The organism is Allobosea sp. GW822-FHT03F07, from assembly GCF_058801345.1.
Window position 1 is genome coordinate 249,179 of record NZ_JBXAND010000005.1, and the last position, 23,579, is coordinate 272,757.

The 23,579-nt window shown below is 64.7% G+C and carries 19 protein-coding genes; 9 read left to right on the forward strand and 10 right to left on the reverse strand.

Annotation, left to right across the window (positions count from 1 at the left end; translation table 11 throughout):
• Positions 1 to 132: 132 nt before the first annotated feature.
• The 4 genes from AC1RMY_RS16785 to AC1RMY_RS16800 form a co-directional block, all read right to left on the reverse strand.
• Positions 133 to 1,719, reverse strand: coding sequence for an ABC transporter substrate-binding protein (locus AC1RMY_RS16785; protein WP_492866388.1), 1,587 nt, complete (start codon positions 1,717 to 1,719; stop codon positions 133 to 135).
• A 365-nt stretch (positions 1,720 to 2,084) separates the two neighbouring features.
• A complete protein-coding gene (gene ssb, locus AC1RMY_RS16790) occupies positions 2,085 to 2,612 on the reverse strand; it encodes a single-stranded DNA-binding protein (RefSeq protein ID WP_492866390.1) in 528 nt (175 codons plus the stop codon).
• Between the two features lie 172 nt (positions 2,613 to 2,784).
• Complete coding sequence (locus tag AC1RMY_RS16795) at positions 2,785 to 3,348, reverse strand: DinB family protein (protein ID WP_492866392.1); 564 nt, start codon at positions 3,346 to 3,348, stop codon at positions 2,785 to 2,787.
• An 83-nt stretch (positions 3,349 to 3,431) separates the two neighbouring features.
• A complete protein-coding gene (locus AC1RMY_RS16800; protein ID WP_492866393.1) occupies positions 3,432 to 4,661 on the reverse strand; it encodes an MFS transporter in 1,230 nt (409 codons plus the stop codon).
• Positions 4,662 to 4,897: 236 nt separating this feature from the next.
• Between AC1RMY_RS16800 and AC1RMY_RS16805 the strand changes: the two genes are divergently transcribed.
• Positions 4,898 to 6,076: a pyridoxal-phosphate-dependent aminotransferase family protein gene (locus AC1RMY_RS16805; protein ID WP_492866395.1), complete on the forward strand. Its 1,179-nt coding sequence runs from the start codon at positions 4,898 to 4,900 to the stop codon at positions 6,074 to 6,076.
• 1,510 nt (positions 6,077 to 7,586) lie between these two features.
• The gene (locus AC1RMY_RS16810) at positions 7,587 to 7,793 is read left to right on the forward strand and encodes a hypothetical protein (RefSeq protein ID WP_492866397.1); all 207 of its coding nucleotides are present in this window, start codon (positions 7,587 to 7,589) and stop codon (positions 7,791 to 7,793) included.
• Positions 7,794 to 8,060: 267 nt separating this feature from the next.
• Here the strand turns inward: AC1RMY_RS16810 and AC1RMY_RS16815 are convergent, their stop codons facing one another.
• Positions 8,061 to 10,763, reverse strand: coding sequence for an autotransporter outer membrane beta-barrel domain-containing protein (locus tag AC1RMY_RS16815; RefSeq protein WP_492866399.1), 2,703 nt, complete (start codon positions 10,761 to 10,763; stop codon positions 8,061 to 8,063).
• A 523-nt stretch (positions 10,764 to 11,286) separates the two neighbouring features.
• Here AC1RMY_RS16815 and uvrA point away from each other — a divergent pair.
• The 3 genes from uvrA (at position 11,287) to AC1RMY_RS16830 (ending at position 16,425) form a co-directional block, all read left to right on the forward strand.
• On the forward strand, positions 11,287 to 14,262 hold the full coding sequence (gene uvrA / locus AC1RMY_RS16820; protein ID WP_492866401.1) for an excinuclease ABC subunit UvrA: 2,976 nt from the start codon (positions 11,287 to 11,289) through the stop codon (positions 14,260 to 14,262).
• Between the two features lie 151 nt (positions 14,263 to 14,413).
• A complete protein-coding gene (locus tag AC1RMY_RS16825) occupies positions 14,414 to 15,601 on the forward strand; it encodes a DUF262 domain-containing protein (RefSeq protein WP_492866403.1) in 1,188 nt (395 codons plus the stop codon).
• Between the two features lie 5 nt (positions 15,602 to 15,606).
• Positions 15,607 to 16,425, forward strand: coding sequence for an MAE_28990/MAE_18760 family HEPN-like nuclease (locus AC1RMY_RS16830; RefSeq protein WP_492866405.1), 819 nt, complete (start codon positions 15,607 to 15,609; stop codon positions 16,423 to 16,425).
• A gap of 313 nt (positions 16,426 to 16,738) precedes the next feature.
• Here the strand turns inward: AC1RMY_RS16830 and AC1RMY_RS16835 are convergent, their stop codons facing one another.
• The gene (locus AC1RMY_RS16835) at positions 16,739 to 17,074 is read right to left on the reverse strand and encodes an endonuclease domain-containing protein (RefSeq protein WP_492866407.1); all 336 of its coding nucleotides are present in this window, start codon (positions 17,072 to 17,074) and stop codon (positions 16,739 to 16,741) included.
• Positions 17,075 to 17,660: 586 nt separating this feature from the next.
• Here AC1RMY_RS16835 and AC1RMY_RS16840 point away from each other — a divergent pair.
• Positions 17,661 to 17,987: a hypothetical protein gene (locus tag AC1RMY_RS16840; RefSeq protein ID WP_492866409.1), complete on the forward strand. Its 327-nt coding sequence runs from the start codon at positions 17,661 to 17,663 to the stop codon at positions 17,985 to 17,987.
• A gap of 101 nt (positions 17,988 to 18,088) precedes the next feature.
• Positions 18,089 to 18,592: an invasion associated locus B family protein gene (locus AC1RMY_RS16845; protein ID WP_492866411.1), complete on the forward strand. Its 504-nt coding sequence runs from the start codon at positions 18,089 to 18,091 to the stop codon at positions 18,590 to 18,592.
• A gap of 67 nt (positions 18,593 to 18,659) precedes the next feature.
• On the opposite strand, the gene AC1RMY_RS16850 is transcribed toward AC1RMY_RS16845, so the two are convergent.
• The gene (locus AC1RMY_RS16850; RefSeq protein WP_492866413.1) at positions 18,660 to 18,911 is read right to left on the reverse strand and encodes a GCG_CRPN prefix-to-repeats domain-containing protein; all 252 of its coding nucleotides are present in this window, start codon (positions 18,909 to 18,911) and stop codon (positions 18,660 to 18,662) included.
• Between the two features lie 449 nt (positions 18,912 to 19,360).
• Here AC1RMY_RS16850 and AC1RMY_RS16855 point away from each other — a divergent pair, with 449 nt between their 5' ends.
• On the forward strand, positions 19,361 to 19,516 hold the full coding sequence (locus AC1RMY_RS16855; protein ID WP_082358930.1) for a DUF1127 domain-containing protein: 156 nt from the start codon (positions 19,361 to 19,363) through the stop codon (positions 19,514 to 19,516).
• Positions 19,517 to 19,680: 164 nt separating this feature from the next.
• Complete coding sequence (trmFO, locus tag AC1RMY_RS16860; RefSeq protein ID WP_492866415.1) at positions 19,681 to 21,096, forward strand: methylenetetrahydrofolate--tRNA-(uracil(54)-C(5))-methyltransferase (FADH(2)-oxidizing) TrmFO; 1,416 nt, start codon at positions 19,681 to 19,683, stop codon at positions 21,094 to 21,096.
• Between the two features lie 89 nt (positions 21,097 to 21,185).
• On the opposite strand, the gene AC1RMY_RS16865 is transcribed toward trmFO, so the two are convergent.
• The 3 genes from AC1RMY_RS16865 to secF form a co-directional block, all read right to left on the reverse strand.
• Positions 21,186 to 22,082, reverse strand: coding sequence for a phytoene/squalene synthase family protein (locus AC1RMY_RS16865; RefSeq protein ID WP_492866417.1), 897 nt, complete (start codon positions 22,080 to 22,082; stop codon positions 21,186 to 21,188).
• A 114-nt stretch (positions 22,083 to 22,196) separates the two neighbouring features.
• Entirely contained in the window at positions 22,197 to 22,574 is a 378-nt protein-coding gene (locus AC1RMY_RS16870; RefSeq protein ID WP_492866419.1) for an Mth938-like domain-containing protein, read from the reverse strand.
• A gap of 25 nt (positions 22,575 to 22,599) precedes the next feature.
• Positions 22,600 to 23,553, reverse strand: a complete 954-nt coding sequence (secF, locus tag AC1RMY_RS16875) for a protein translocase subunit SecF (protein WP_492866421.1) — start codon at positions 23,551 to 23,553, stop codon at positions 22,600 to 22,602.
• Positions 23,554 to 23,579: the final 26 nt, after the last annotated feature.

Here is a 23,579-nt window from a genome sequence, read left to right on the forward strand (position 1 = left end):
CCGTCATTCCGGACAAGCGGCGTCAGCGGCGCCGATCCGGAATCCATCGTGGAGTGCGTTGCCCTCCGATGGATTCCGGGCCTCCGCTTCGCTGCGTCCGGAATGACGGCACGGGTTGATCAGGCGCCCGCCTCAAACCCGCCTGACGTTCCAGAAGGTCGGGAAGCTCGGCAGTACTCCCGTCAGCGTCTTGCGATAGGCCGTCGGCTGGAAATACTGGCCGAGCGGCGCATAGGGCACGTCCTCGAAGACTTGGCGTTGGATGTCGGCCGCGATGCGCTGCTGGGCGGCGAGATCGGGCGCCTCGATCCAGGCGTCGCGCAGCGCCTCGATCTTCGGCGCCACCGGCCAGCCCGGCCAGGCATTGGCGCCATTGCCGCGCAGCGAGAGATGGCCGACGGGGTCGAACATGTCGAGCCCATTCCAGCCGGTGAAGAAGCAGTTCCAGCCGCCCTGCGACGGCGGCTCCTTCTTGGCGCGCCGCGCGACCACCGTGCCCCAATCCATGCTCTGATAGTCGACATTCATGCCGATGCGCTTCAGCATCTCGCCGGCGACCTCGCATTCGGCCTTGAGATTGGCGAGATCGGTGACGCCGAGCAGCACGACCTTCTCGCCGTTGTAGCCGGCCGCCGCCAGAGCCTGCTTGACGCGCCCGACATCGCGCGGGCTGTTCAGCACCTCCATGCCGGCATCGCTCGCCATCGGCGTGCCCGGCGGGAAGACGCCGACGCCGGTGCGCCAGAGGGTCTTGTCGGGCCCGCCGACCGCTTCCATGAATTCGGCCTGGTCGATCGCCAGCAGCATGGCGCGGCGGATCGCCGGATTGTCGAAGGGCGGATGCAGATGGTTCATCCGCATGATGGCCACCGCGCCCGTCGTCTCCTTGACGGCGACCTCGATCGCCGGATTGCGCGCCAGCACCGGCACCAAATCCGGCAAGGGCTGCTCGACCCAGTCGATCTCGCCGCTCTGCAGCGCAGCGGCCGCGGTCGAAGGGTCGGGCAGCGTGTGCCATTCGACCCGGTCGAAATGGACGAGCTTGGGCCCCGCGGTGCGGCCCGGCTGGCCGTCGCTGCGCGGAACATAGCCCGCGAATTTCTCGTAGATGGCGCGGCTGCCGGATTGGCGTTCGGCCGCGACGAAGCGGAACGGCCCGCTGCCGACGACCTCGGTGACCTGGGTGAAGGCGTCGGTCGCTGCCAGGCGCTCGGGCATGATCACCGGCATGAAGGCCGTCATCTTGGCGAGCGCATCGGGCAGCAGCGGGAAGGGCTTCTTCAGGCGAAAACGCAGCGTCCTGTCGTCGACGGCTGAAAGCTCGTCGGTCAGCGCGAACAAGGTCTGGCCGAAGGAATCGCGCTTGCCCCAGCGCGTCAGGCTGGCGACACAGTCGCGCGCCAGGACGGGCGCGCCGTCATGGAATTTCAGCCCCTCGCGCAGCTTGATCGTCCAGGCCTTGCCGTCGGCATCGGCGACCGCGCCCTCCGCCATCTGCGGCTGCGCCTTGTAGGCCGCGTCCTGCCCGAACAGCGTGTCGTAGACCATGAAGGCGTGGTTGCGCGTGACCGTCGCCGTCGTCCAGATCGGATCGACGACCGCGAGATCGGCCTGCGGTACGAACTTCAAGACCTTCGCGTCGGCCGCCTCCGCGAGCCGCGGGGCCGAAAGCGTCAGCGCCGCCGCGCCGCCCGCCAGAAATCCGCGCCGTGTCGTCATCTTGGCCTCCCTGTGACCGGAGGCCTTGGCTGAGGCAGGCCCCACAATGACGCAGGGTATCGCAAGCCGTGTGCCAGCCCAAACCGTCTGGGAACCCGGTTCACACATGCGAACCGCGCCGCACCGGTGAAGCCGGCACGACGCCGTACAACTTTACGGGCGGCCCATGAGGGCACTTCGCGCGACCGCGCCGAAGGCGCAGCTCCCTTCCGACAACTGCGCGGGTCATCCCGGACGCAGCGAAGCGGAGATCCGGGATCCATGCCTGAAGCCCGATCGGAAGCGTTCCGGAGTGGATCCCGGGGCAAGCCCGGGATGGCCGCGCGGGTTCCGCGCAAAAACCAGCAGAACCTGCTGTACAGGCGCTAGAACGGGATGTCGTCGTCGAGATGGCTCGAGGACGAGCGCCCGCCCCCGCCACCCGCCATCGCCGGCTGGCGCGAGCCGCCGCCCTGCGGGCCGGAGCGTCCAAAGGAGGAACCCGAGGAGCGGTCCTCCATCATGCCGCCGCCCTCGCCATATTCGTCCGAGCCGCCCTGCCCGCGGCTGTCGAGGATGGTCAGCTCGCCGCGGAAGCGCTGTAGCACGATTTCGGTCGTGTACTTCTCGACGCCCGACTGGTCCTGCCATTTGCGGGTCTGGAGCTGGCCCTCGATGTAAACCTTCGAGCCCTTCTTCAGATACTGCTCGGCGACCTTGGCGAGGTTCTCGTTGAAGATCACGACCGAGTGCCACTCGGTGCGCTCCTTCTTCTCGCCCGACTGCTTGTCGCGCCAGGTTTCGGAGGTCGCGATGCGCAGATTTACGACCGGCTCGCCCGAGCCGAGCCGCCGGACCTCGGGATCGCGACCGAGATTGCCGACCAGAATGACCTTGTTGACGCTACCAGCCATGAGAGGCTCCATTTCCTGCGCACATCGAAACCGGCTTTCCGACCGGAGCCGGACCCTACCGGCCTGTAGGCGCACTATCAATGATGTTCTCGTTTTGTTCAAGAGCATTCGGGGCGTTGTCCCCGGAATTCGTCTCGGCACGCCGGAGTCGGCTCCCGCGCCGGTCGCAGGCTCAGGGCCGGTCTTCATCCTCGCCCCAGATCGTGGCTTCCGTCAGGCCGAGCGCCGCGAACTCCTCGGCTCTCAGCGGCGCCTCGCCGGCGGAGAAAAACTCGTCGAGCTGCGGCGGCGCGACCGGCGTCCCGCTGAGCATGGCGTGCGCCTGGCCGCGATGATGCACCTGATGCTGGAACAGGTGCAGCAGCAAGCGGTCGAGCCGCTCGCGCTGCACCCTCACCCGCCGATGCACCTCGACGATGCGCTCGAGATCCCCCGCCTCGACGACCGCGATCAGGCGCCGGTCCACCTGCTCCTGCGCGGCCTTGAGGGCTGGCAACGTAGAGCAGGGCTCCTGGTCGGCCCAGGCCGCCGGCCCGAGCGTGCCGCCTTCCATGGCGTCGACATAGAAATGGTCGATGATCAGGATGTGGTTGAGCGTCGCGCGCAGGCTCGGGAAGAAGCCAGTGCGCGGCGCGATGAAATCCTCCTGCGACAGCCCGGCGCAGGCGCTCAGCAACCGGTGATTGGCCCAGAGATTATTATAGGCCATCGCCCGGAAGGGGCGCAGTTCATCCATCGCCGTCACCTCCTCGACGCGCGCATGGTATCACGGCCGGGCGGGACGGATCGCGGCAGGAGCGGCGCTGCGCTCGCTATCGTCTACCCGTGCCGCTCCTCGCTGATCTTCGGCAGGAACCAGGCGAGCAGCCCGATCGCCGGCAAGAATGAGCAGATGCTGTAGACCGCCCCGATGCCAATCCGGTCGGCGAGTTCGCCCAGCATCGCCGCCGCGACGCCGCCGAGCCCGAAGGAGAGCCCATAGAACAGCCCGCCGACCAGCCCGATCCGGCCGGGCATCAGCTCCATCGCGTAGATCAGGATCGCGGCGAAGGCGCTCGACATGATCAGGTTGATCACGATCGTCAGCACGCCGGTCCAGAACAGGTCGGCGAAGGGCAGCGCGAGCGTGAAGGGCAGCGCGCCGAGGATCGAGAACCAGATGATCTTGTTGCGGCCGATCCGGTCGCCGAGCATGCCGCCGAACAATGCGCCTGCCGCCGACGAGGCCAGGAACAGGAACAGCATCACCTGCGAGAGCTGCACCGAGACGCCGAACTTGCCGATCAGGTAGAAGGTGTAGAACGAGCTGAAGCTCTGCGAATAGGCATTCTTCGAGAACAGCAGGATCACCAGGATCGTCACGGCGAAGCCGACGGCAGCGGCCGAACGCGCCGGAACCGCCGCGGCGGCCACGCCCGTCTTCGCCGCGGGAGCCGAGGCGTGCAGCCGCTGCAGCTCGGCGAAGCGCCCGGCGGTCCACATCATCACCATCATCGCGACCAGCGCCGCGGCCGAGAACCAGGCGAGGCTCTGCTGTCCGCGCGGCACGATGATGAAGGCGGCGAGCAGCGGCCCGAGCGCCCCGCCGGTCTGGCCGCCAACCTGGAAGATGCCCTGCGCCAGCCCGTGCCGGCCGCCTGAGGCAGCTCGCGCCATGCGCGTCGCTTCCGGGTGAAAGATCGAGGAGCCGAGCCCGACGCAGCCAGCCGAGAGCAGCAGCAGCGGATAGCTGCCGGCATAGGCCAGCCCGATCAGGCCGGCCAGCGTGAAGCCCATGCCCGCCACCATCGAATAGGGCATCGGGTTCTTGTCGGTATAGGCGCCGACCAGCGGCTGGAACAGCGAGGCGGTGATCTGGAAGGTCAGCGTGATCAGCCCGATCTGCCCGAAATCCAGCCCATAGGCCGTCTTGATGATCGGATAGATCGCCGGGATCAGCGACTGCATCATGTCGTTGAGGAGGTGCGTGGCGCTGAGCGCGATCAGGACCGGCATCGCGGCGCTGCGGGCAAGGGGGGTGGAGGAGCTGGCGGCTGTGCTGATCGTCATGTCCGGCGCTTCGTCTGGCTTCTTGCTTGGCTGGCAAACGGATTGGACCCGGACGAAGCGCGACGCCAGCCGAAATCATGCAGGGACGTCATGCATTGGCGAAAGGCATGCACTTCTCAAAGAATTGTCATGGCCGGAAGGCGCCCGAACCCTTGCCTGCCGGCCCGCTCTGTCGCTAAGGCCTCGGATCAGCCCCGCCGGCTATGACCGAGCGGTCCAACGAGGATTCCTGTTCCATGAGCTTCGCCAACGGCCGGCCGATCCTGGCCATGCCAGGGCCGACCAATATTCCCGACCGCGTGCTGCAGGCGATGATGCGCCCGGCCGAGGAGCTCAGCGCGCCATCGATCGTCGGGCTGACCGAGTCGATCCTGGCCGATCTCAAGCGCATCTTCCGCACGGAAGGCGAGACCTTCGTCTACGCCGCCAACGGCCATGGCGGCTGGGAGGCCGCGCTGAGCAATGTCCTGTCCCGCGGCGACAAGGTCCTCGTACTGGCGAGCGGGCGCTTCGCCATCGGCTGGGGCGAGATGGCCCGCTTCATGGGCGCCGACACCGAGGTCCTGGCCGGAAGCTGGCGCGCCGCCGTCGATCCGGCCGCGGTCGAGGCGCGCTTGCGTGCCGATACGACCCATTCGATCAAGGCCGTGATGGTCGTGCAGGTCGACACCGCCTCGGGCGTGGTCAACGACATCCCCGCGATCCGCCGCGCGATCGATGCCGCCGGCCACCCTGCCCTGTTCATGGTCGACGGCGTCGCCTCGGTCGGCTGCATGCCTTTCGAGATGGATGCGTGGGGCATCGACGTCGCCATGTCCGCCTCGCAGAAGGGGCTGATGTCCTCGCCCGGTCTCGCCGTCGTCGCGGCCAATCCGAGGGCGCTGGCTGCCCACACCCACGCCAATATGCGCACCGGCTACTGGGACTGGTCCGGCCGGATGAACACGCTGGCCTATATGAAGCATTGCGGCACGGCGCCCGAGCATCTGCTCTTCGGCCTGCGCGCCGCCTTCGACATGATCTTCGAGGAGGGCCTGGAGGCGGTCTGGCAGCGCCATGCCGGGCTCGCCCGCGCGACCCACGCCGCCGTCGAGACCTGGTCGACCGGGCAGGCGCTGCAATTCAGCGTGCCGGAGCCGGAGCAGCGCTCGCCTTCGGTCACGACGATCCTGGTCGAGGGCTTCGAGACCGCGACGATCACCGATTTCGCCCGCGACGTCTGCGGCGTCTCGCTCGGCCTCGGCATCGGCGATTATACCGGCAAGGCCTTCCGCATCGCCCATATGGGCCATTTCAGCGCAGCGACCCTGCTGGCGACGCTGGGCTCGGTCGAGATGGCGCTTCAGGCCAAGAGCATTCCGCATGGCGCGGGCGGCGTCGCGGCGGCGATCGCCTGCCTGAGCGAGGCGGTTTGAGTTCGGAAAGCACGCTTCTGCAGCGAAACATGCCTTCATTCCGGAGCAGTCCAAAGGTCCGAGCCCGAAAGCCATCAACACAGGCCGTGACGGGAAGGCCCGCCCTCTCCAGAGATTCAGGGATGGATTGTCGTGTTGATGGGTTCCGGGCTCATGCTTCGCACGCCCAGGAGTGTCGGCACGATCCCATTGCCGTGAATGCTCACGAGGCTGGGTCGGTGTGCGCCTCGCCATCCTATCGAGCAAAATCGCTAGCAGTGCGCCCGCGCATTTACGCGGCCCAGTCGAGCTCCGGTAACGGGCGCCCGACAACGGCCATGCACTGATCTGTCCAGCCGGTTACGGCAAGCTCGACAGCTGACCCACCATCGCAATGAAGGAGCACTTTGTCAGAGAACTCGCTTGGATCGATCCGCGCCACATCGAGGATCAAGTACCCGACCCAAAGATGGTCCGGATGACTGCCAAACTCGTATTTGACAGGCAATCTCCGACCACTGCGTAGAATTATTGAGCCAATGCCGACAAGCATGGCGTTTCTTTCCTGATGGCAACGTAGAAGGGCTCTGGCCGTCTGAAAACTCTATTGCGCGACAGCCAACGGACGTCCTCTCCGGCGCGGCAATCGACGTTTCGGCCGGGATATGAGTTGGCCGAGGCTTGTGACGAACACGACATGACGTTCGGAGTGGGTGACGACATGCGCAGCGAACGCGCGGCCATTGTCCAAGGCAATTCGGATGGGCTCGAGGAAGCAGCTCCAATCGACCGATCGAATTTGGCCTATGAGAATGCCGCGACATCCGTTGGTAGATTCAGAACGTAGAAGGGAATATCCGATCGGAATGTCTGTACCGTCGCGCAGAATTAACCTGCCGTGGCCAGATTTCATGATGATCTCAATTTTGATTGCCGGCCGAAAACCGCTCGGACGGGAGGGCAGCACGCAAAAGTAGCGTCGCATAAGGCGCCCTATTCGCACGAATAGCAAGGAGCGTATGCGTCAGACCTGGCGGACAAATCATCGACCCAGGCTGCAACACCCTGCCAAGTGTCGTTCGCCGATCAAAGAATCCAATGGACAGTCGCCGATATAAGGCGCGTACTCCAAACCTTGCCGACACCCCTATCTGGGCGGTTAGCTCCCTCCGTTTTCGCGTTTCGCGCGTATGGTCGGCTTTAGAATGAGCCCCGAACCTAAAGCGTACACGGCCGCCATCCCATGTTACGAACGCGACGGTTTCGCAAAGCTCGCAGCGCTGGCTGACGACCGTGGAGAGGGCTTAGCCGATTACGACACCTGGCACGCGAATGCGTCGGCTGTAGCCGAACGGTGCTTGGCCGAGGGAAATGCCCTCACATTCATCTGGATCGACCCGGAAGATGCCTTGGCGTGGCTGTTCCAACATCAGCTACCCAACAACTTTCGTACGAGGCTTCGATATGTCGAGATGCTTGCATTTGGTGCAGTTGGCCATACCCGCTTCAATAGGTACCTCGGATGGTGACCATGCGCTTTTCCAACCAGCTGAACCAAGACAAGACGACTCTCGAGAGAGCCTACGAGTTGGCGCGCTCAGGGGGCTGCGAGGACGTCCGGGAGATACGGAAGCGGCTTCACGGCGAGGGATATGATTGCAATCAGCTGACGGGCCGCCTGCTGATCAAACAGCTCGGCGAGCTGGCGAAAAGCGCCTGCCGAGCCGAGGCGGTCTGAGCGGAAGGCAGACTTCTTCGACGGGATACGGCCTCGATCCGGGACTTCGGCAGTGAAGGGCCCGGAATGACAGGGCGGTTGCTTCGATCGCCTCAAACCTCAATGCCTCGTCAGCACGCTCCTCGCCATCCGGTCGAGCAGGATCGCAAGCAGCACGATCGTCAACCCACCAACGAAACGGCGCCGGCACCCTGGCGCTGTGCCTGAAGCGCCTTGAGCGTCCGCTTCCGCCCCTTTAGCGGACGACCGGACCGACCGCTTTGCGGTTCAGAACCTGACCGCCAGCACGCCCTTGAAGGCGTGGTCCTGCGCGTCTTGGGCGAGCTGGCCGGTATAGGACAGGCCGAGTGAGGCGGTTTGGCTGATGGCGACATCGAGCCCGGCCTCGACGAGCGCCGCATCGCCGGCGATCGGCAGGCCCGCGACCGTGAAGGCGCTGGAGCCGGCGAAGGCGAGCGTCGCCTTCGGATCGACATCGCCGAAGGCATGGCGCCAGGCCAGCCCGCCGCGCAGCGTCAGATCCATGCCCTGCCACGCCAGGCTGGTCGAGGCGCGCAGGCCCAGCGTCGAATAGCCGATGCCGGTATCGTCACCGCGGCCGGTCAATGCCGTCGCGCTGCCAGTCTCGGTGAAGCCGTCAGTGTGAAGATTGACGTAGGCCAAGCCGGCGAAGGGTTCGAGCGCGACGCGGCCGAGGTCGATCCGGTAGCCGAGTTCGCCGAAGATCTGGGCCGTGCCGGCGTCGTAGTCGGCGCGCGGGTTGCTGCCGAGGAAAGCAGAGGTCACGGCGCGGCGGGTCTCAAGGTCGTGCCAGGTATAGCTCGCGCCGGTGCGCAGGCTCAGCGCACCCCACTGGCCGCCGCCATAGAGGCCGAGATGATAATTGTCACTCTCGCCCGAGGAGCTCCGGCTGTTCACGTCGAACTCGCTGCGGCTGTAGCCGGTGATGATGCCGAAGCGCAGGTTATCGAAGACGGCCGCATCGGCGCCGAGCAGAAGGCCGCCGGTGGAGCGCGTCAGCTTGCTGGCGTTGCCGTCGCTGCCCGTCCTGCCCCATGAGCCATAGCCCTGGCCCCAGACCGCGAAGCGGTCGGTTCGCGGCGTTGGCATTGGCCCCTTCACGCTCGGGGCAAGGTCGGCCGTGAAGCCATAGTTCAGGGTCGCCATCGGCGCGGCACCGACACTGCCGAAGGCGGAGCGCAGCCGGTCATTGACGGCGGCGCGTAAGAGCCAGCTCTCGTCGATCAGCGCCGTCCTGGCCGAGGCGTGGAATTCACCCGAAAGCTGATTCAGCGCCCCCCGGGCCGCATCGATGCTCGCCTGATTGAGCACGCCGCTCTGAACCGGATTGCTGGTGGGCAGGCTGTCCACGCCCTTGCCGGTTTCCGTCTCGTTCGGCGTGGTGCCGATGCTGCCCGCGGTCCTGGTCTGGATCACCGTCAGATAGGCATTGGTCGCGTCATAGGCGTCGCGCAGATTGAGGAATGGCGTCAGGACCTGGTCGCCGAGGCCATAGCTCCCGGTCAGCCCGGTCGAGGTCAGGATGGTGAAGCGCTGGCCGGCGACGTAGGGCGCGCCCGTGTAGTTGATCACGGAAAGCCCGGCGCCGCTCGCCAGCGTGGCCGTGCCGTTCACCCGGATGAGGTCGGAGGTCGTCGTCGCGGGGTCCAGCTCGACCTGATAGATGGTTCCCGCCGCCTGCACATAGGCGCCGTTGATGGTGAGCGTGCCGATCGAGTTGCCGGGCGCGATCCGGCTTCCGGTCAGGAGCGTGGTCGCCCCCACCGTGCCGCTGCCGCCGAGCGTCGCACCGGACTGGACCGTCACTGCCGAGCCCGACAGCGAGCCGTTCACCACCAGCGTGCCCTGCGCGACGGTGGTCGAGCCGGAGAAATCGCCGCTGCCGGTGATCGTCCAGGTGCTCGAGCCCGTCTTCTCGAGCTTGTCGAAATCGCGGTATTGCGAGCTGCTGCCGATGCCGCCGTCGAGCGACCAGTTGTCGCTGCCGCCGAGGCGCAGCGTGTCGTCGCTGCCGGCCTGGTTGGCGATGACATTGCCTCCGATCACCGAGCCGGCCTGCAGCTCCAAGGTGAGCGAAGCGGTCGTCGGCGTGATGCCGGATGTCCAGCCGATCGCTTCGGTCGCCCCCGCGCCGGCGCGGATCGTGCCGCTATTGACGATCTCGATCGCGAGCGTCGCGGAATTGCTCATGATCGCGGCCGCTCCGCTGGCGCCTTCGATCGTGCCGGTATTGACGATCTGCCCGGCGCCATTGCGCAGGAACACGCCCGCGCCCGAGCTCAGGGCGCCACTGCCATTGCCCGCGCCGGAGCCGCCACGGATCGTCCCGTGATTGGTCAAGGTGGCGAGAGTGCCGGGCCCCCCGAGGTCGATGCCGACGCCGCCGCCGAAGCCGCCGGTGTTGTCGCCGCCCTGGATGGTGCCGTAATTGGTCAATGACGAACCGCGCCTGACCTGGGCGCCCGTGCCGCCGCCGGAGCCCGCGGCGCTGCTCGTTCCGCCCGCAATCGTCCCGTAATTGGTGAAGGTGGTCAGCCCCGCCAGGCTGAGGCCAGTACCGCCGCTATTTCCCGTGCTGGTCCCGCCCGTGATCGTGCCGTTATTGGTGATCGTGCTCGCGGTCACCGCGCTGGTCTGGTTGAACCCCGTGCCGCCGACGCCCGCATTATCGGCGCCGCGGAAATCGCCTGAAAGGGTCAGCAGGTTGCCGTTGGTGTGCAGGACGCCGAAGCTGACCAAGCCGCCGGTGATGGTGAAGCCCTGCGTATCGAGCGTGATCGGCTTGGTGGGGGTCGGCAACTGGCCGGAGATCGCGAAGCTCTGGGTCACGATGATCGTCGCGCTCGCATCCGCGCCCGCATTCGCGGCGTTGACGGCGTTGACCAGCTCCGCCGCGCTGCTGACATAGTAGGTTGCGGCTATCGCCGGCGCCGACAACACGCTGACCATGGCGAGCGCAGCGCAGGATGAGCCTGCAAGAAGCCTCGCTTTTCTGGTATATCTTATGGCCTCAATGCCCCAACCTGCGTGTGCTGTCATCGGGGTTTCTCCTCGGAGAAGCAGGCCAGTCTGAGTGGTTGATTGTGCGGGATTCGCCTGGCCGTCTCAAGGGCCGATTCGCAGTAGAGCCAACGAAACGTTACGGAAGGATGTAACGTTGCGGAATGATATATTACAGTCTTGTGACAGTCGCAGCTTGCCATGGCGAGAGCGGCGCAGCTGACGCCCGCCAGCAGCTCGCAGACCATGGCCGGCGCACACAAGCCGAGACCGAGCGCCAGCATGCCCGCCTCGTTCGCACTCCGGCCCCGTCGGCGCCCTCGCCGCTCCTGCCATCCCCTGTCAGCACGCGCGGCACGAAGGCCTCATGATCGCGACGCTGCGTGGTAGTCATGGCTGCCGCGAAGGCTCTGGGCTGGTATGGTCCGGCTTTTGCCCTATCTGTACCGCTTCACCACAACCGGACCGCCCCATGGCTCGCAAGCCCTCAAGCGTCGCTAAGACCTCGCTCGCCGATCAGGCCGCCTCGCTGGAGGCGATGTTCGACGAGGCCCGCAAGACGGATTCGCGCGTCATTTCCGTGCGCGGCGCGCGCGAGCACAATCTCAAGAACGTCGATCTCGCCATCCCGCGCGACAAGCTGGTGGTGTTCACGGGCCTTTCGGGCTCGGGCAAGTCCTCGCTGGCCTTCGACACGATCTATGCCGAGGGCCAGCGCCGCTATGTCGAGAGCCTCTCGGCCTATGCCCGCCAGTTCCTCGAGATGATGCAGAAGCCCGATGTCGACCAGATCGACGGGCTCTCGCCGGCGATCTCGATCGAGCAGAAGACGACCTCGAAGAACCCGCGCTCGACCGTCGGCACCGTCACCGAGATCCACGACTATATGCGCCTGCTCTGGGCGCGCGCCGGCATCCCCTATTCGCCCGCGACCGGCTTGCCGATCGAGAGCCAGACCGTGCAGCAGATGGTCGACCGGCTCACCGAGTTGCCCGAGAAGACACGCGGCTATTTGCTCGCGCCGGTCGTGCGCGGCCGCAAGGGCGAGTTCCGCAAGGAGATGGCCGACTGGCTCAAGCGCGGCTTCCAGCGCGTCAAGGTCAATGGCGAGTTCGTCGAGATTCCGGACGCCCCGACGCTCGACAAGAAGTTCAAGCATGACATCGACGTCGTCGTCGATCGCATTGTGATCAGGCCCGATCTCGGCGCCCGCCTGTCGGACTCGCTGGAGCAGGCGCTGGAGCTGACCGACGGCATCGCCGTCTTCGAATATGCCGACGAGAAGCAGGAGAACGGCGAGGCCAGGCGCATCACCTTCTCCTCGAAATTCGCCTGCCCGGTCTCAGGCTTCACCATCCCCGAGATCGAGCCCCGGCTGTTCTCGTTCAACAACCCCTTCGGCGCCTGCCCGGCCTGCGACGGCCTCGGCCACGAGATGCGGATCGACCCGGACATGATCGTGCCGGACGGCTCGCTGACGCTGAAGAAGGGCGCGATCGCCCCCTGGGCCAAGTCGACCTCGCCCTATTACGGCCAGACGCTGGAATCGCTGGCGAAGCATTTCGGCTTCTCGATGACCAAGCCCTGGTCCGAACTGCCCGAGACGGCGCGCAAGGCGATCCTGTTCGGTACGGGCACGGAAGCTGTCCGCATGGCCTACAATGACGGCCTGCGCGCCTATGAGGTGCGGAAGCCCTTCGAGGGCGTCATCACCAATATGGAGCGGCGCTGGAAGGAGACGGAGTCGGACTGGGCCCGCGAGGAGATCGGCCGCTTCATGTCCGAGACGCCCTGCGCCGCCTGCTCGGGCTATCGCCTCAAGCCCGAGGCGCTGGCGGTGAAGATCGACGGCCGCCATATCGGCGAGATCTCCCGGCTCTCGGTCAAGGACGCGCTGGAATGGGTCTCCGCCCTGCCCGCCCGCCTGTCGAAGAAGCAGAACGAGATCGCCCCGCGCATCCTCAAGGAGATCCGCGACCGGCTGACCTTCCTGCTCGATGTCGGCCTCGAATACCTGACGCTGGCCCGCGCCTCCGGCACTTTGTCCGGCGGCGAGAGCCAGCGCATCCGGCTAGCCAGCCAGATCGGCTCCGGCCTCACCGGCGTGCTCTATGTGCTGGACGAGCCCTCGATCGGCCTGCACCAGCGCGACAATGAGCGCCTGCTCGGCACGCTTCGACGCCTGCGCGACCTCGGCAACACCGTCATCGTCGTCGAGCATGACGAGGACGCGATCCTCACCGCCGACTATGTCGTCGATGTCGGCCCCGGCGCCGGCATCCATGGCGGCGAGATCGTCGCCCAGGGCACGCCGCAGCAGATCCTCGACAACCCGGCTTCGCTGACCGGCAAATACCTCACCGGCGAGCTGTCGGTCGCGGTGCCCTCGAAGCGCCGCAAGGCGCAGAAGGGCCGCTCGCTCAAGATCGTCGGCGCACGCGGCAACAACCTCAAATCCGTCGATGTCGAGATCCCCTTGGGGATGTTCACCTGCATCACCGGCGTCTCCGGCGGCGGCAAGTCGACCCTCGTCATCGACACGCTCTACAAGGCCGTCGCCCGCAAGCTCAACGGCTCGATCGAGCACCCTGCCCCGCATGACCGTGTCGAGGGCATGGAGCTGCTCGACAAGGTCATCGACATCGACCAGTCGCCGATCGGCCGCACGCCGCGCTCGAACCCGGCGACCTATACCGGCGCCTTCACGCCGATCCGCGAATGGTTCGCCGGCCTGCCCGAGGCCAAGGCGCGCGGCTATGGCCCGGGCCGCTTCAGCTTCAACGTCAAGGGCGGCCGCTGCGAGGCCTGCCAGGGCGACGGTTTGCTCAAGATCGAGATGCACTTCCTGCCGGATGTCTACGTCACCTGCGACGTCTGCAAGGGCAAGCGCTACGACCGCGAGACTCTTGAAGTGAAATACCGCGACAAGTCGATCGCCGACGTGCTCGACATGTCCGTCGAGGAGGCCAAGATCCTGTTCAAGGCCGTGCCCTCGATCCGCGACAAGATGGAGACGCTGCATCGCGTCGGGCTCGACTACGTCAAGGTCGGCCAGCAGGCGACGACGCTGTCGGGCGGCGAGGCCCAGCGCGTCAAGCTCTCCAAGGAGCTCTCCAAGCGCGCCACCGGCCGCACCCTCTACATCCTCGACGAGCCGACCACCGGCCTGCATTTCCACGACGTCGCCAAGCTGATGGAGGTGCTGCACGAGCTGGTCGACCAGGGCAATTCGGTGGTGGTGATCGAGCACAATCTCGAGGTGGTGAAGACCGCCGACTGGGTGATCGACATGGGCCCCGAAGGCGGCGACGGCGGCGGCGAGGTGGTGGCGCAGGGCACGCCGGAGGACATCGTGCGCATCGGCAAGGGGCATACCGCACGGTTCCTCAAGGAGGTGCTGGAGCGGCGGCCGATCAAGAAGGGGAAGGTGCAGCAGGCGGCGGAGTAGCGCATAGGCGCGATTTCGAATGCGGAGAAGCGGCCAGAGATAATCTCCGCGACTTTCCGCTAGTGCCTCGACATAATGCACACCTTGATTCATAAAGGAAGCTGAGCACAATCGCGCCAATCGAAGATTAAAATCGTCTAGCGGGCAGAAAATGAATAGTCGAAAAAATTTCACTACTGACGATGTAGAATCTTGGTTTGCGGAAGAAGAAAATAGCGACCCCGGGGACGCTCTTCAAAACATTATCGATCCGGCTGAAAAATATGCAAAAAGCCAACTGAGAGTCGTTAGAGAAACCAAGGATTATCAACTTGATTATCTTCAGCACGCTCTCAGACCTGACAAAGAACTTATTGATACGGATCCCGGCTACCAAAGGCGTCTTCGCTGGAGCACAAAAAAGAGATCCCTACTAATTGAGTCCCTTCTTCTCAATATACCGATTCCGTCTGTTTTTCTTTTTGAGACAGACTACAATCGCTATGAGGTAATAGATGGCCGTCAAAGACTCGAAACAATTAATGCATTTTTGTCAAATAATTTTTCGCTTGTCGGACTTGAATATTGGCCAGAATTAAATAGGAAGAGATTCAATGACTTACCTATGGTCCTGCAACGAGGACTACTGCGGCGCAGCATTTCAGCTGTGGTCCTGCTAGCTGAAACAAAGGCCATTGACGACGATGGACTTGATGTTCGTCGAGCTCTTTTCGATCGCCTAAACACCGGCGGTATACGGCTAAATCCGCAGGAATTGCGGAATGCGCTGTACCCTGGCCCATTGAACGCACTCCTTATCAGGCTTGCCAGAACCGATGCATTTACGAAGGTTTGGGATATTCCCGCCTTCAAACCAAATGAAGACGCGGAGCCGTCCGAAGCCCTTTTGAAGAATCCCCTTTACGCGTCTCTAGCAGATGCCGAATTGGTGCTTCGCTTCTTCGCACTGAGAGACGCAGTTCAAAATCATAGAACAGGATCTCTACGTCGTATCCTAGATCGGTTCATGCGAACATACAGCCAGCTAGACAATTCTACTCTTCAAGAGATGGAATTCGAATTTGTTTCCTTGCTGACACGCCTCTCTGATGTGTTTGATGGCCAGCCGTTCAGGCTCCCAAAAACGAAACGCGCCAGTAGGCCGCTGTACGACGCAATGATGATCGCGCTCAGCCTGAATCCAGATTTAGATATTGAGGGTGACCGAGAAAGCATAAAGTCCAAGCTGGAAGGTTACCTTCTGAATCGAGATACTTATGAAATCCTTATTGGCCGCGGGAACACGATGGAATCCGTTCGTGATCGCGTGCGAGCTGCAACAGATATTCTGACGGTATAATTGCGATGCCGCACGCCTTGGATACCGTTTTAGGTGACTTCAGAAGTGACGTAGAAAGAGTAGAAAACCTCCTTACGCTCACTAAAACTTTCCGTGATTTTGGCGCTAGCTCTGCGCCCATAACGGAAGGTAGTGAAACGGCGTGGAGAGAAGCTCAGAGCCTTCACGTTGAATCGAAAGCTCGCCGAACTGATTTGCCAATCCTGTCCGGCTCTCTCTTACTATACCTCGCTGGACGATTTGAGTTTTGTGTCAGACAAATTGTTCAAGCAGTAGCCGACGACATTGCCAGCAAGACAGATAAATATCAAAATTTGCCAACCCAAATCCAAAGATCTTTGAAACAAAAAACTTTGGAAATTGCGCAGAATCCTAAGAAGTATGGCCATGATGAAATAACTTCTGAGGCATTATTAGATCAACTTGTAATAAATATTAAAAACAATAGCCAATCTGTAACGATAAATTCGACCGTTTTATCGATCACTGAATCGAATATGCGGCCATCCGTTCTAGCAGATCTGCTCAAAACAGTCGGGTTGTCTGATTTCTGGAAAGAAATTGGCAAGCAAGCTAATGTTAAATTTGCACTAGACAAGGGAAGCGATCAAGAAACATCGGCGGAAGCGCAAGCTATTTTGAATAATATCATGGAAGAAAGGAATCAGATTGCTCATCCGACCTCCACAACAACGTTCCCGGACGCCGATCAAGTTCTGAAGTTCGCAGAGTTTTTGAAGACACTATCGGCCAACGCGGTCGATATAGCCAAAGTATATCTATCAAATTATGCGAGGGAGCGAAATGGAGGCGGCGCGGATTGATGCTCGTATACTCTGAGCGCAACGCCGCCACTCGGCGGGCCCTCATCCGGCGCTCCGCGCCACCTTCTCCCATCCGGGAGAAGGAAAGAGGCGTCGCGGTTCCCTCGCCTCCCGCGAGATTTCGGGACACCGCCCTCGCAGGATCAAGCGCGGGGAACCCCTCTCCCGGATGGGAGAGGGGCAGGGGTGAGGGACCGCCGCTGATTACTGAGGCGAAACGGCGCCGCTTGAGCCCTCTATTGCAACGGCAGGCCCTCATCCGGCGCTCCGCGCCACCTTCTCCCATCCGGGAGAAGGGAAGAGGCGTCGCGCTCTATGCCAAAGCTTGACGGATCGCTGCCACGACCGCATCGCGGTCATCCAGCACCTGCGCATTGCTGAAGCGCAGCACCGTGAAACCGAACCGCTCGATCTCCTCTGTCCGCACGGCGTCGTATTCCCGCTCGTGAGCATGCTGCCGGCCATCGATCTCGACGATCAGCCTGCGATCGACGCAGAGAAAGTCGACCGTATAGGCCAGCAGCGGCACCTGCCTGCGGAACCTGAGGCCATCGAGACGTCGATTGCGCAGCAGTTCCCAGACAATGTCCTCGGGCGCGGTGGCCTGTCGGCGAAGGCGTCGGGCGAAGCTGCGCTGCTCGGTGGTCATGGGTGAGGATGCTGCAACGACTTTGCGTCACCGTGCAATGGCGGGCCCTCACCCCTGCCCCTCTCCCATCCGGGAGAGGGGTTCCCCGCGCCCTTGTGAATACTTATCCCCGCCCCTCGCGCCTCCCCTATCCTGCCCTCGCCCATCACCCGAACGGGGCGGCCATCCGGAGGCAAGCTGGAAGCTGGGTGAAGGGTCGGCGCCTGCGGCTGGCCTTGCTCGCCAGACTCGGGAGGCTTCGGGGCACCGCCCTGGGGGTACTACGGCCCCTGTGCGAGGAGCTCGCTGGAACGGTCGGCGGCGACAACGCCGGTGCCGGGTTCGACGCGACAAGGCGATGAGCCGAACTGGCGTCACATGAGCCCAAGGGTGCCGTCGGCCAACGACCCGATAAGCGCGGCCCGGAGTCCGAAATCGCCGAAGGCGGAGCGCCACGGGGCGTGCGACGGGTGGCTCAATCCCGCCGCGCCGCGTCCTGGCTCAACGGATGCGGATCTCTCTCGCGCCTCGCGGCGCTCCGCCAGCCCCTACCCATCCCCGCCGCGCGCCAGCGTGGGCGGATATCCCTACGCGCAGAGGAACCGCCATGGCCAAGCCTGACAAATCGCCCTTCCCAGCCGAACACATGGCCGAGTTCCATCGCATCCAGGCGCTGCGGCCCGTCATCCTGCACCGCGTCGGCGATCTGCTAGAGGTCTGGCGCGGCTGCGAGAACGCGGCTTGCGTCCGGGCGCGGAGCTGCCGGCGCAGCGACGGCACCTGCCTCGCCGCCTTCATGCAGGCCATGCCGGACCAGGAGCGTCGGCTGTTCCGCTATGCGCTGGAGAACCGCCGCGACGGGCTCGACCCCGACGCCGCGATCGAACGGGCGCAGGCGCGCATTGAAGACGAGATCCTGCGCTTCGGGGAATGAGCCGCGGGCCGGCTGCGCCCCGGCGTCGCAGAGGCGCGTCATGGTCACGCCGCGTTAACCCTTTCTTTCCACCCTGCCCGCTTCGGACGAAAGGAGACGACATGATCCATCTCGCGCCCCGCGCCGCCTGCGCCCTGCTCGCTTTGCTGGCCACGACGCCCGCGCTCGCGGCACCGGCGACGCCGCTCGGCAGTTTCGGCAGCTGGAACGCGGCCGCCTATGGCGCCGGCGCGGACCGCCGCTGCTACATTCTGGCGACGCCCGCCACCGCCGAACCTTCGACGCTGCGCCATGGCGACGTGCATTTCTTCGTGCAGTCGAGCGCCGGCAAGCCCGGCACGGAATCGAGCCTGCAGGCCGGCTACGACTTCGCCAGCGGCTCGGAGATCACGCTGACGATCGGCGATGAGAGCTTTCGCATGGTGAAGCAGGGCAGCAATGCCTGGCTGCGCCGGATCGAGCGCGAGCCGGAGCTGCTCGCGGCGATGCGCGCCGGGCGCGAGATGGAGCTGGAGGCGCGCTCGGCCCGCGGCAACCAGACCAGCTACACCTTCTCGCTCGACGGCGTCACCGCCGCCTCGAAGCTGCTCGCAAGCTGCGACTGAGGCATCGGCCCAAAAAGTGGCATCCGGTTTTTGGAAAGAGCCGATGCCAGACCAAAGCGCGCCAGCCTCAGCGGCCGTTGCCGCGGCAGCGGCCGCCGGGGCCGACATGGTAGCCGCGCGGGCAGGCATGGGCGGACGGATTCGCCCAGTTGCGCAGGCAGCCGCCATTGGGCCCGCGATGAAAGCCGCGCCCGCAGCCGCCGGCGGCCTGTTCGACGAGGTCCGGCACGGTGCCGGCCGGCATGAGCGGCATGGCAGAGGCCGGCGCGGCAAAGGCGGCGCCGGCAAGCAGCATGGCGGCGACAAGGATCGTCTTCATGATTGGCATCCCCCCTGGGGCGCCGTGCCGGGACGCTCCCGACGCCAAGCGCCCGCGACGCATAACCTTACGTTAACGCCATTCGGATGTCTCCCGCTGCGCCGGGTTGCGCACCGTTTCGACACCATTCCAGGCCTTGGCGGCGCCGATGGCCGCCTGGGCACGCCAAAAAGCCCAACAGAAGGGCAACCCAGCTTCGCTTCTCGCAGCTGCGAGATGATTTGCCCAATCACAAGGCAGATTTCAGGCGAATCTTACCGATCCGTTAACCGCTCAGCGCGGGTGATCGGGCGAAAATGAAGGATTTGAGAATTGTTCATGCGTCAATCGCATAACGGAACTGACAAATGGCCTCTGTTTGGGCAAGGCTGGCTCACTTATATGCAGCGCACAACGAATTCATCGCTGTGGGCACCGACCCGCTCCGGAAACCTAATAGGACCACTACCATGTTCGTCACCATGATCGCCGCCAAGATCCGCTCTTACCTGCGCTATCGCGAGACCGTTCGCGAGCTCTCCCGCCTGACCGACCGCGAGCTCGACGATCTCGGCCTGTCGCGCTCGGAGATCGCCTTCGTCGCGCGCACCCACGCCGCCGTCTGAAGGCGTCGCGGCCCCGCAGGCGGGGCCCGGCCACAAGTAGTATCTCCTGGACTCGCGATCCCCTCCCTCGCGAAGACCGGTTGTAGAGCGAATGCCCGCCCCCCGGCGGGCATTTTGCGTTTCAGGCCCCGCTTTCCCTTGACGTGCCCGGCCGCTGCGGACACATGCCGGGCATGGAACCCATTCACATCATCGGCGGCGGGCTCGCCGGCTCCGAAGCCGCCTGGCAGATCGCCCGGGCCGGCGTCCCCGTCGTGCTTCACGAGATGCGCCCCGTGCGTGGCACCGACGCGCACAGGACCGAGGACCTCGCCGAACTCGTCTGCTCGAACTCCTTCCGCTCGGACGATTCGCTCGGCAACGCCGTCGGCCAGCTCCATTGGGAGATGCGCCGGCTCGATTCGCTGATCATGGCCAAGGGCGACGCGCATCAGGTCCCGGCCGGCGGCGCGCTGGCGGTCGACCGTGACGGCTTCTCGCAGGCCGTCACCACCGCGCTCGAAGCCCATCCCCTGGTCACGATCGACCGCGCCGAGATCGCGGGCCTGCCGCCGGCGGACTGGACCAACGTCATCATCGCGACCGGCCCTCTCACCTCACCAGCGCTGGCGCAGGGCATCCAGTCGCTGACATCAGAGGATTCGCTCGCCTTCTTCGACGCCATCGCCCCAATCGTGCATTTCGACTCGATCGACTTGGGAGTGGCCTGGTTCCAGTCGCGCTACGACAAGGCAGGCCCGGGCGGCACCGGCGCCGACTACATCAACTGTCCGCTCGACCGCGACCAGTACGAGGCCTTCATCGACGCGCTGCTCGCCGCCGAGAAGACCGAGTTCAAGGAATGGGAGGGCACGCCCTATTTCGACGGCTGCCTCCCGATCGAGGTCATGGCCGAGCGCGGCCGCGAGACCCTGCGCTGGGGGCCGATGAAGCCGGTCGGCCTGACCAACAAGCACAACCCGACCGTGAAGGCCTATGCCGTGGTCCAGCTCCGGCAGGATAATGCGCTCGGCACCCTGTTCAACATGACGGGCTTCCAGACCAAGCTGAAATATGGCGAGCAGGCCGCGATCTTCCGGATGATCCCCGGCCTGCAGAATGCCGAATTCGCCCGCCTCGGCGGCATCCACCGCAACACTTATCTCAACTCGCCGAAGCTGCTCGACGGGCGCCTGCGGCTCAAAGCCGATCCGCGCCTGCGCTTCGCCGGTCAGATCACCGGCTGCGAGGGCTATGTCGAGAGCGCCGCGACCGGCCTGCTGGCCGGCCGCATGGCCGCCGCAGAGCGCCTCGGCCGCGAACTCGATCTGCCGCCGGCGACCACCGCGCTGGGCGCGCTCGTCAACCACATCACCGGCGGCCACATCGTCACCATCGACGAGGGGCCGCGATCTTTCCAGCCGATGAACATCAATTTCGGCCTGTTCCCGCATATCGAGGGCCAGGCCACGCATGGTCCCGACGGCAAGAAGCTGAAGGGCCCGGCCAAGAGCGTCGCGCGCAAACATGCGCTGACGGCGCGCGCCAAGGCGGACATGGAGGCTTGGGCCGGTGGTGCGAAGGTGCAAGCCGCCGAATAGGAACCACGTCATGCTCGGGCTCGACCCGAGCATCTCCAGTAAGGGATTCTCGGGTCTGCGCTACGCTCCGCCCGAGAATGACGGATCCGTCACCCCGCCCGGCGCGCCGCCCGCCAGATCACCCATTGCCGCCGCCAGGACGGCAGTGTGATGATCGTGCGGTAGGGATCGTAGCCGCCGCGTTCCATCCGCTTGAGATAAGGCTCGACCAGCGCCGCCGGCAGGAAAGCGGGCATGACCGCACTCGGTATCGTGCTGCGCAGGTCATGCAGCTTCTTGAGATGCGAACGCGCGATCTCGCGCAGTTCCTTCAGCGAATAGAGTACGCCCGGCCCGCCGCGGCCGCGCACGATGTCGTCGCGGGTGACGCCGTTGCGCGAGAGGATGTCGGCCGGCAGATAGACCTGCCCCTCGGCCGCATGCCAGGGGAAGGCGCGCATCAACCCGGTCAGCGCATAGGCGACGCCGGCATAGCCGGCCGCCGCCGCCCCGCCCGGATCGCGGCCATTGGCGAGGATGATCGAAGCCAGCCGGATCAGCGCGCTCGAGGTCTCGCCGGCATAGCCTTCAAGGTCGCGAAGCGATGGCATCGGATCGTCATAGAGATCGAAGACCCGCGCCTCGATCAGCCCGGTCAGCGGCGCGATCGGCAGACGGTAACGCGCGATCGTGTCGAGCAACGCAGCGGCCACCGGATGCGCCTGCACCTCGCCGCCCGCCTCGCCTTCGAGCAGGTCGCGCCACCATTGCAGCCGAACCTCGCCCGGCAGCGGCTCGCTGACCAGGGCCCGCACGCGGGCGATCTCATGGCTGAAGGCATAGAGCGCGAACAGGGCCGGCCGCTGCGATTCAGGCGCGTAAAGGCATGCAATGTAGCGATCGTGGTCGACCTCGCGCACCAGCGTCGCGCAATGCTCGTAGGCCTGCGGCAGGGCCGATGGCGTGGTTTCGCTGCGACGGTCGGTGTCGGTTGCCTGCGGCATCATCCTGCCTCGATCCGGAGCCTTTAGCTCGGCCCCGATCGCCCCAGTGTAGGACGAGCCGGCGGCCGATGGCTACGCCTGTCGCACATGGCGGGAGCGACTTCGTTGCTGCAGACGCTAATCCACCGCGATCAGAGCAGCCGCGACGCGGCGCTCCTCCGCCACCAGCACGTTGTAGGTCCGGGCCGCGGCCCCCGTCGCCATGCCCTCGACCGTGATGCCGCTCGCCTTGAGCAGTTCGCGCCATTCATGCGGGATGAAGGCGATGTCGGCGCCGGTGCCGATCAGCAGGAAATCGATCCCCTCTGCCTCGTCCAGCACCGGCTGAAAGGCCTCCGGCGTGATCTCGGCAAAGCGCGTCACCGGCCAGATTCGGATGCCGGCGGGCGTCGCCAGCAGCGAGCCGCGATGGCTCATCCCGGCGAATCGGAAGCCGCCCGCGCCGAAGGCGTCGAACGGGTGCCGGCCGGGCACGAAACCGTCGAAGCGGGTCATGCCGCGGCCCTTATGTTGCGCCGGATCAGGAGACCTTGGCCTTGCCGGCGACAGCTGCCCGCTCCTGCGCCTCTTCGCGCTGGGCGGTGCTGCGAACGTCCATATAGAGCAGCACCGGCGTCGAGATGAACATCGCCGAATAGGTGCAGACCACGACGCCGAACAGCATCACCAGCGCGAAGCCCTCGATCGCCGAGCCGCCGAACAGCACGAGCGCGATGAGCGCGAGCACGGTCGTGGTCGAGGTGATCGCGGTACGCGACAGGGTCGAGTTCACCGAGAGGTCGAGCAGGTCGGCGACCGGCATGGTCTTGTAGCGCCGCAGCAATTCGCGCGTGCGGTCGAACACCACGACCGTCTCGTTCAGCGAATAGCCGACGATGGTCAGGATCGCCGCGATCGAGGTCAGGTTGAATTCGAGCTGCGTGATCAGGAAGAAGCCCATCGTCAGCACGATGTCGTGCAGCGTGCCGAGGATCGCGCCGATGGCGAGCGGCATCTCGAAGCGGAACCAGAGATAGATCAGCACGCCGACGATCGCGAGCACGACGCCGAGCGTGCCGGCCTGGACCAGCTCGCCGGACACGCGCGGGCCGACGGTCTCGACCCGGCGGAAATCGAAGGTCTGCGAGAATGCCTCGCGCGCCTTGACCACGACCTGCTGCTGGGCGGCCTCGCCGCCGGGCTGCAGGGCGAAGCGCATCGAGACGTCGCCGGCCTGCCCGAACTCCTGCACCTCGGCCTCGCCGAAACCGAGCCCGTTCGCGGTCTGGCGGATCTGGGCGATCTCGGTCTTGCCGGACTTCGCCTGCATCTCGATCAGCGTACCGCCGCGGAAGTCGATGCCGAAATTCAAGCCCACGGTCAGGAAAAGCGCGATCACCAGCAGCGAATAGGCGGCCGAGAACGGGTAGCTGAAACGCCGGAAGCGGACGATCTTGAACGTCGTATTGTCGGGAACGATGCGAACCAGACGCATGCGCTGATCTCCTTGAGCAGTTGGCT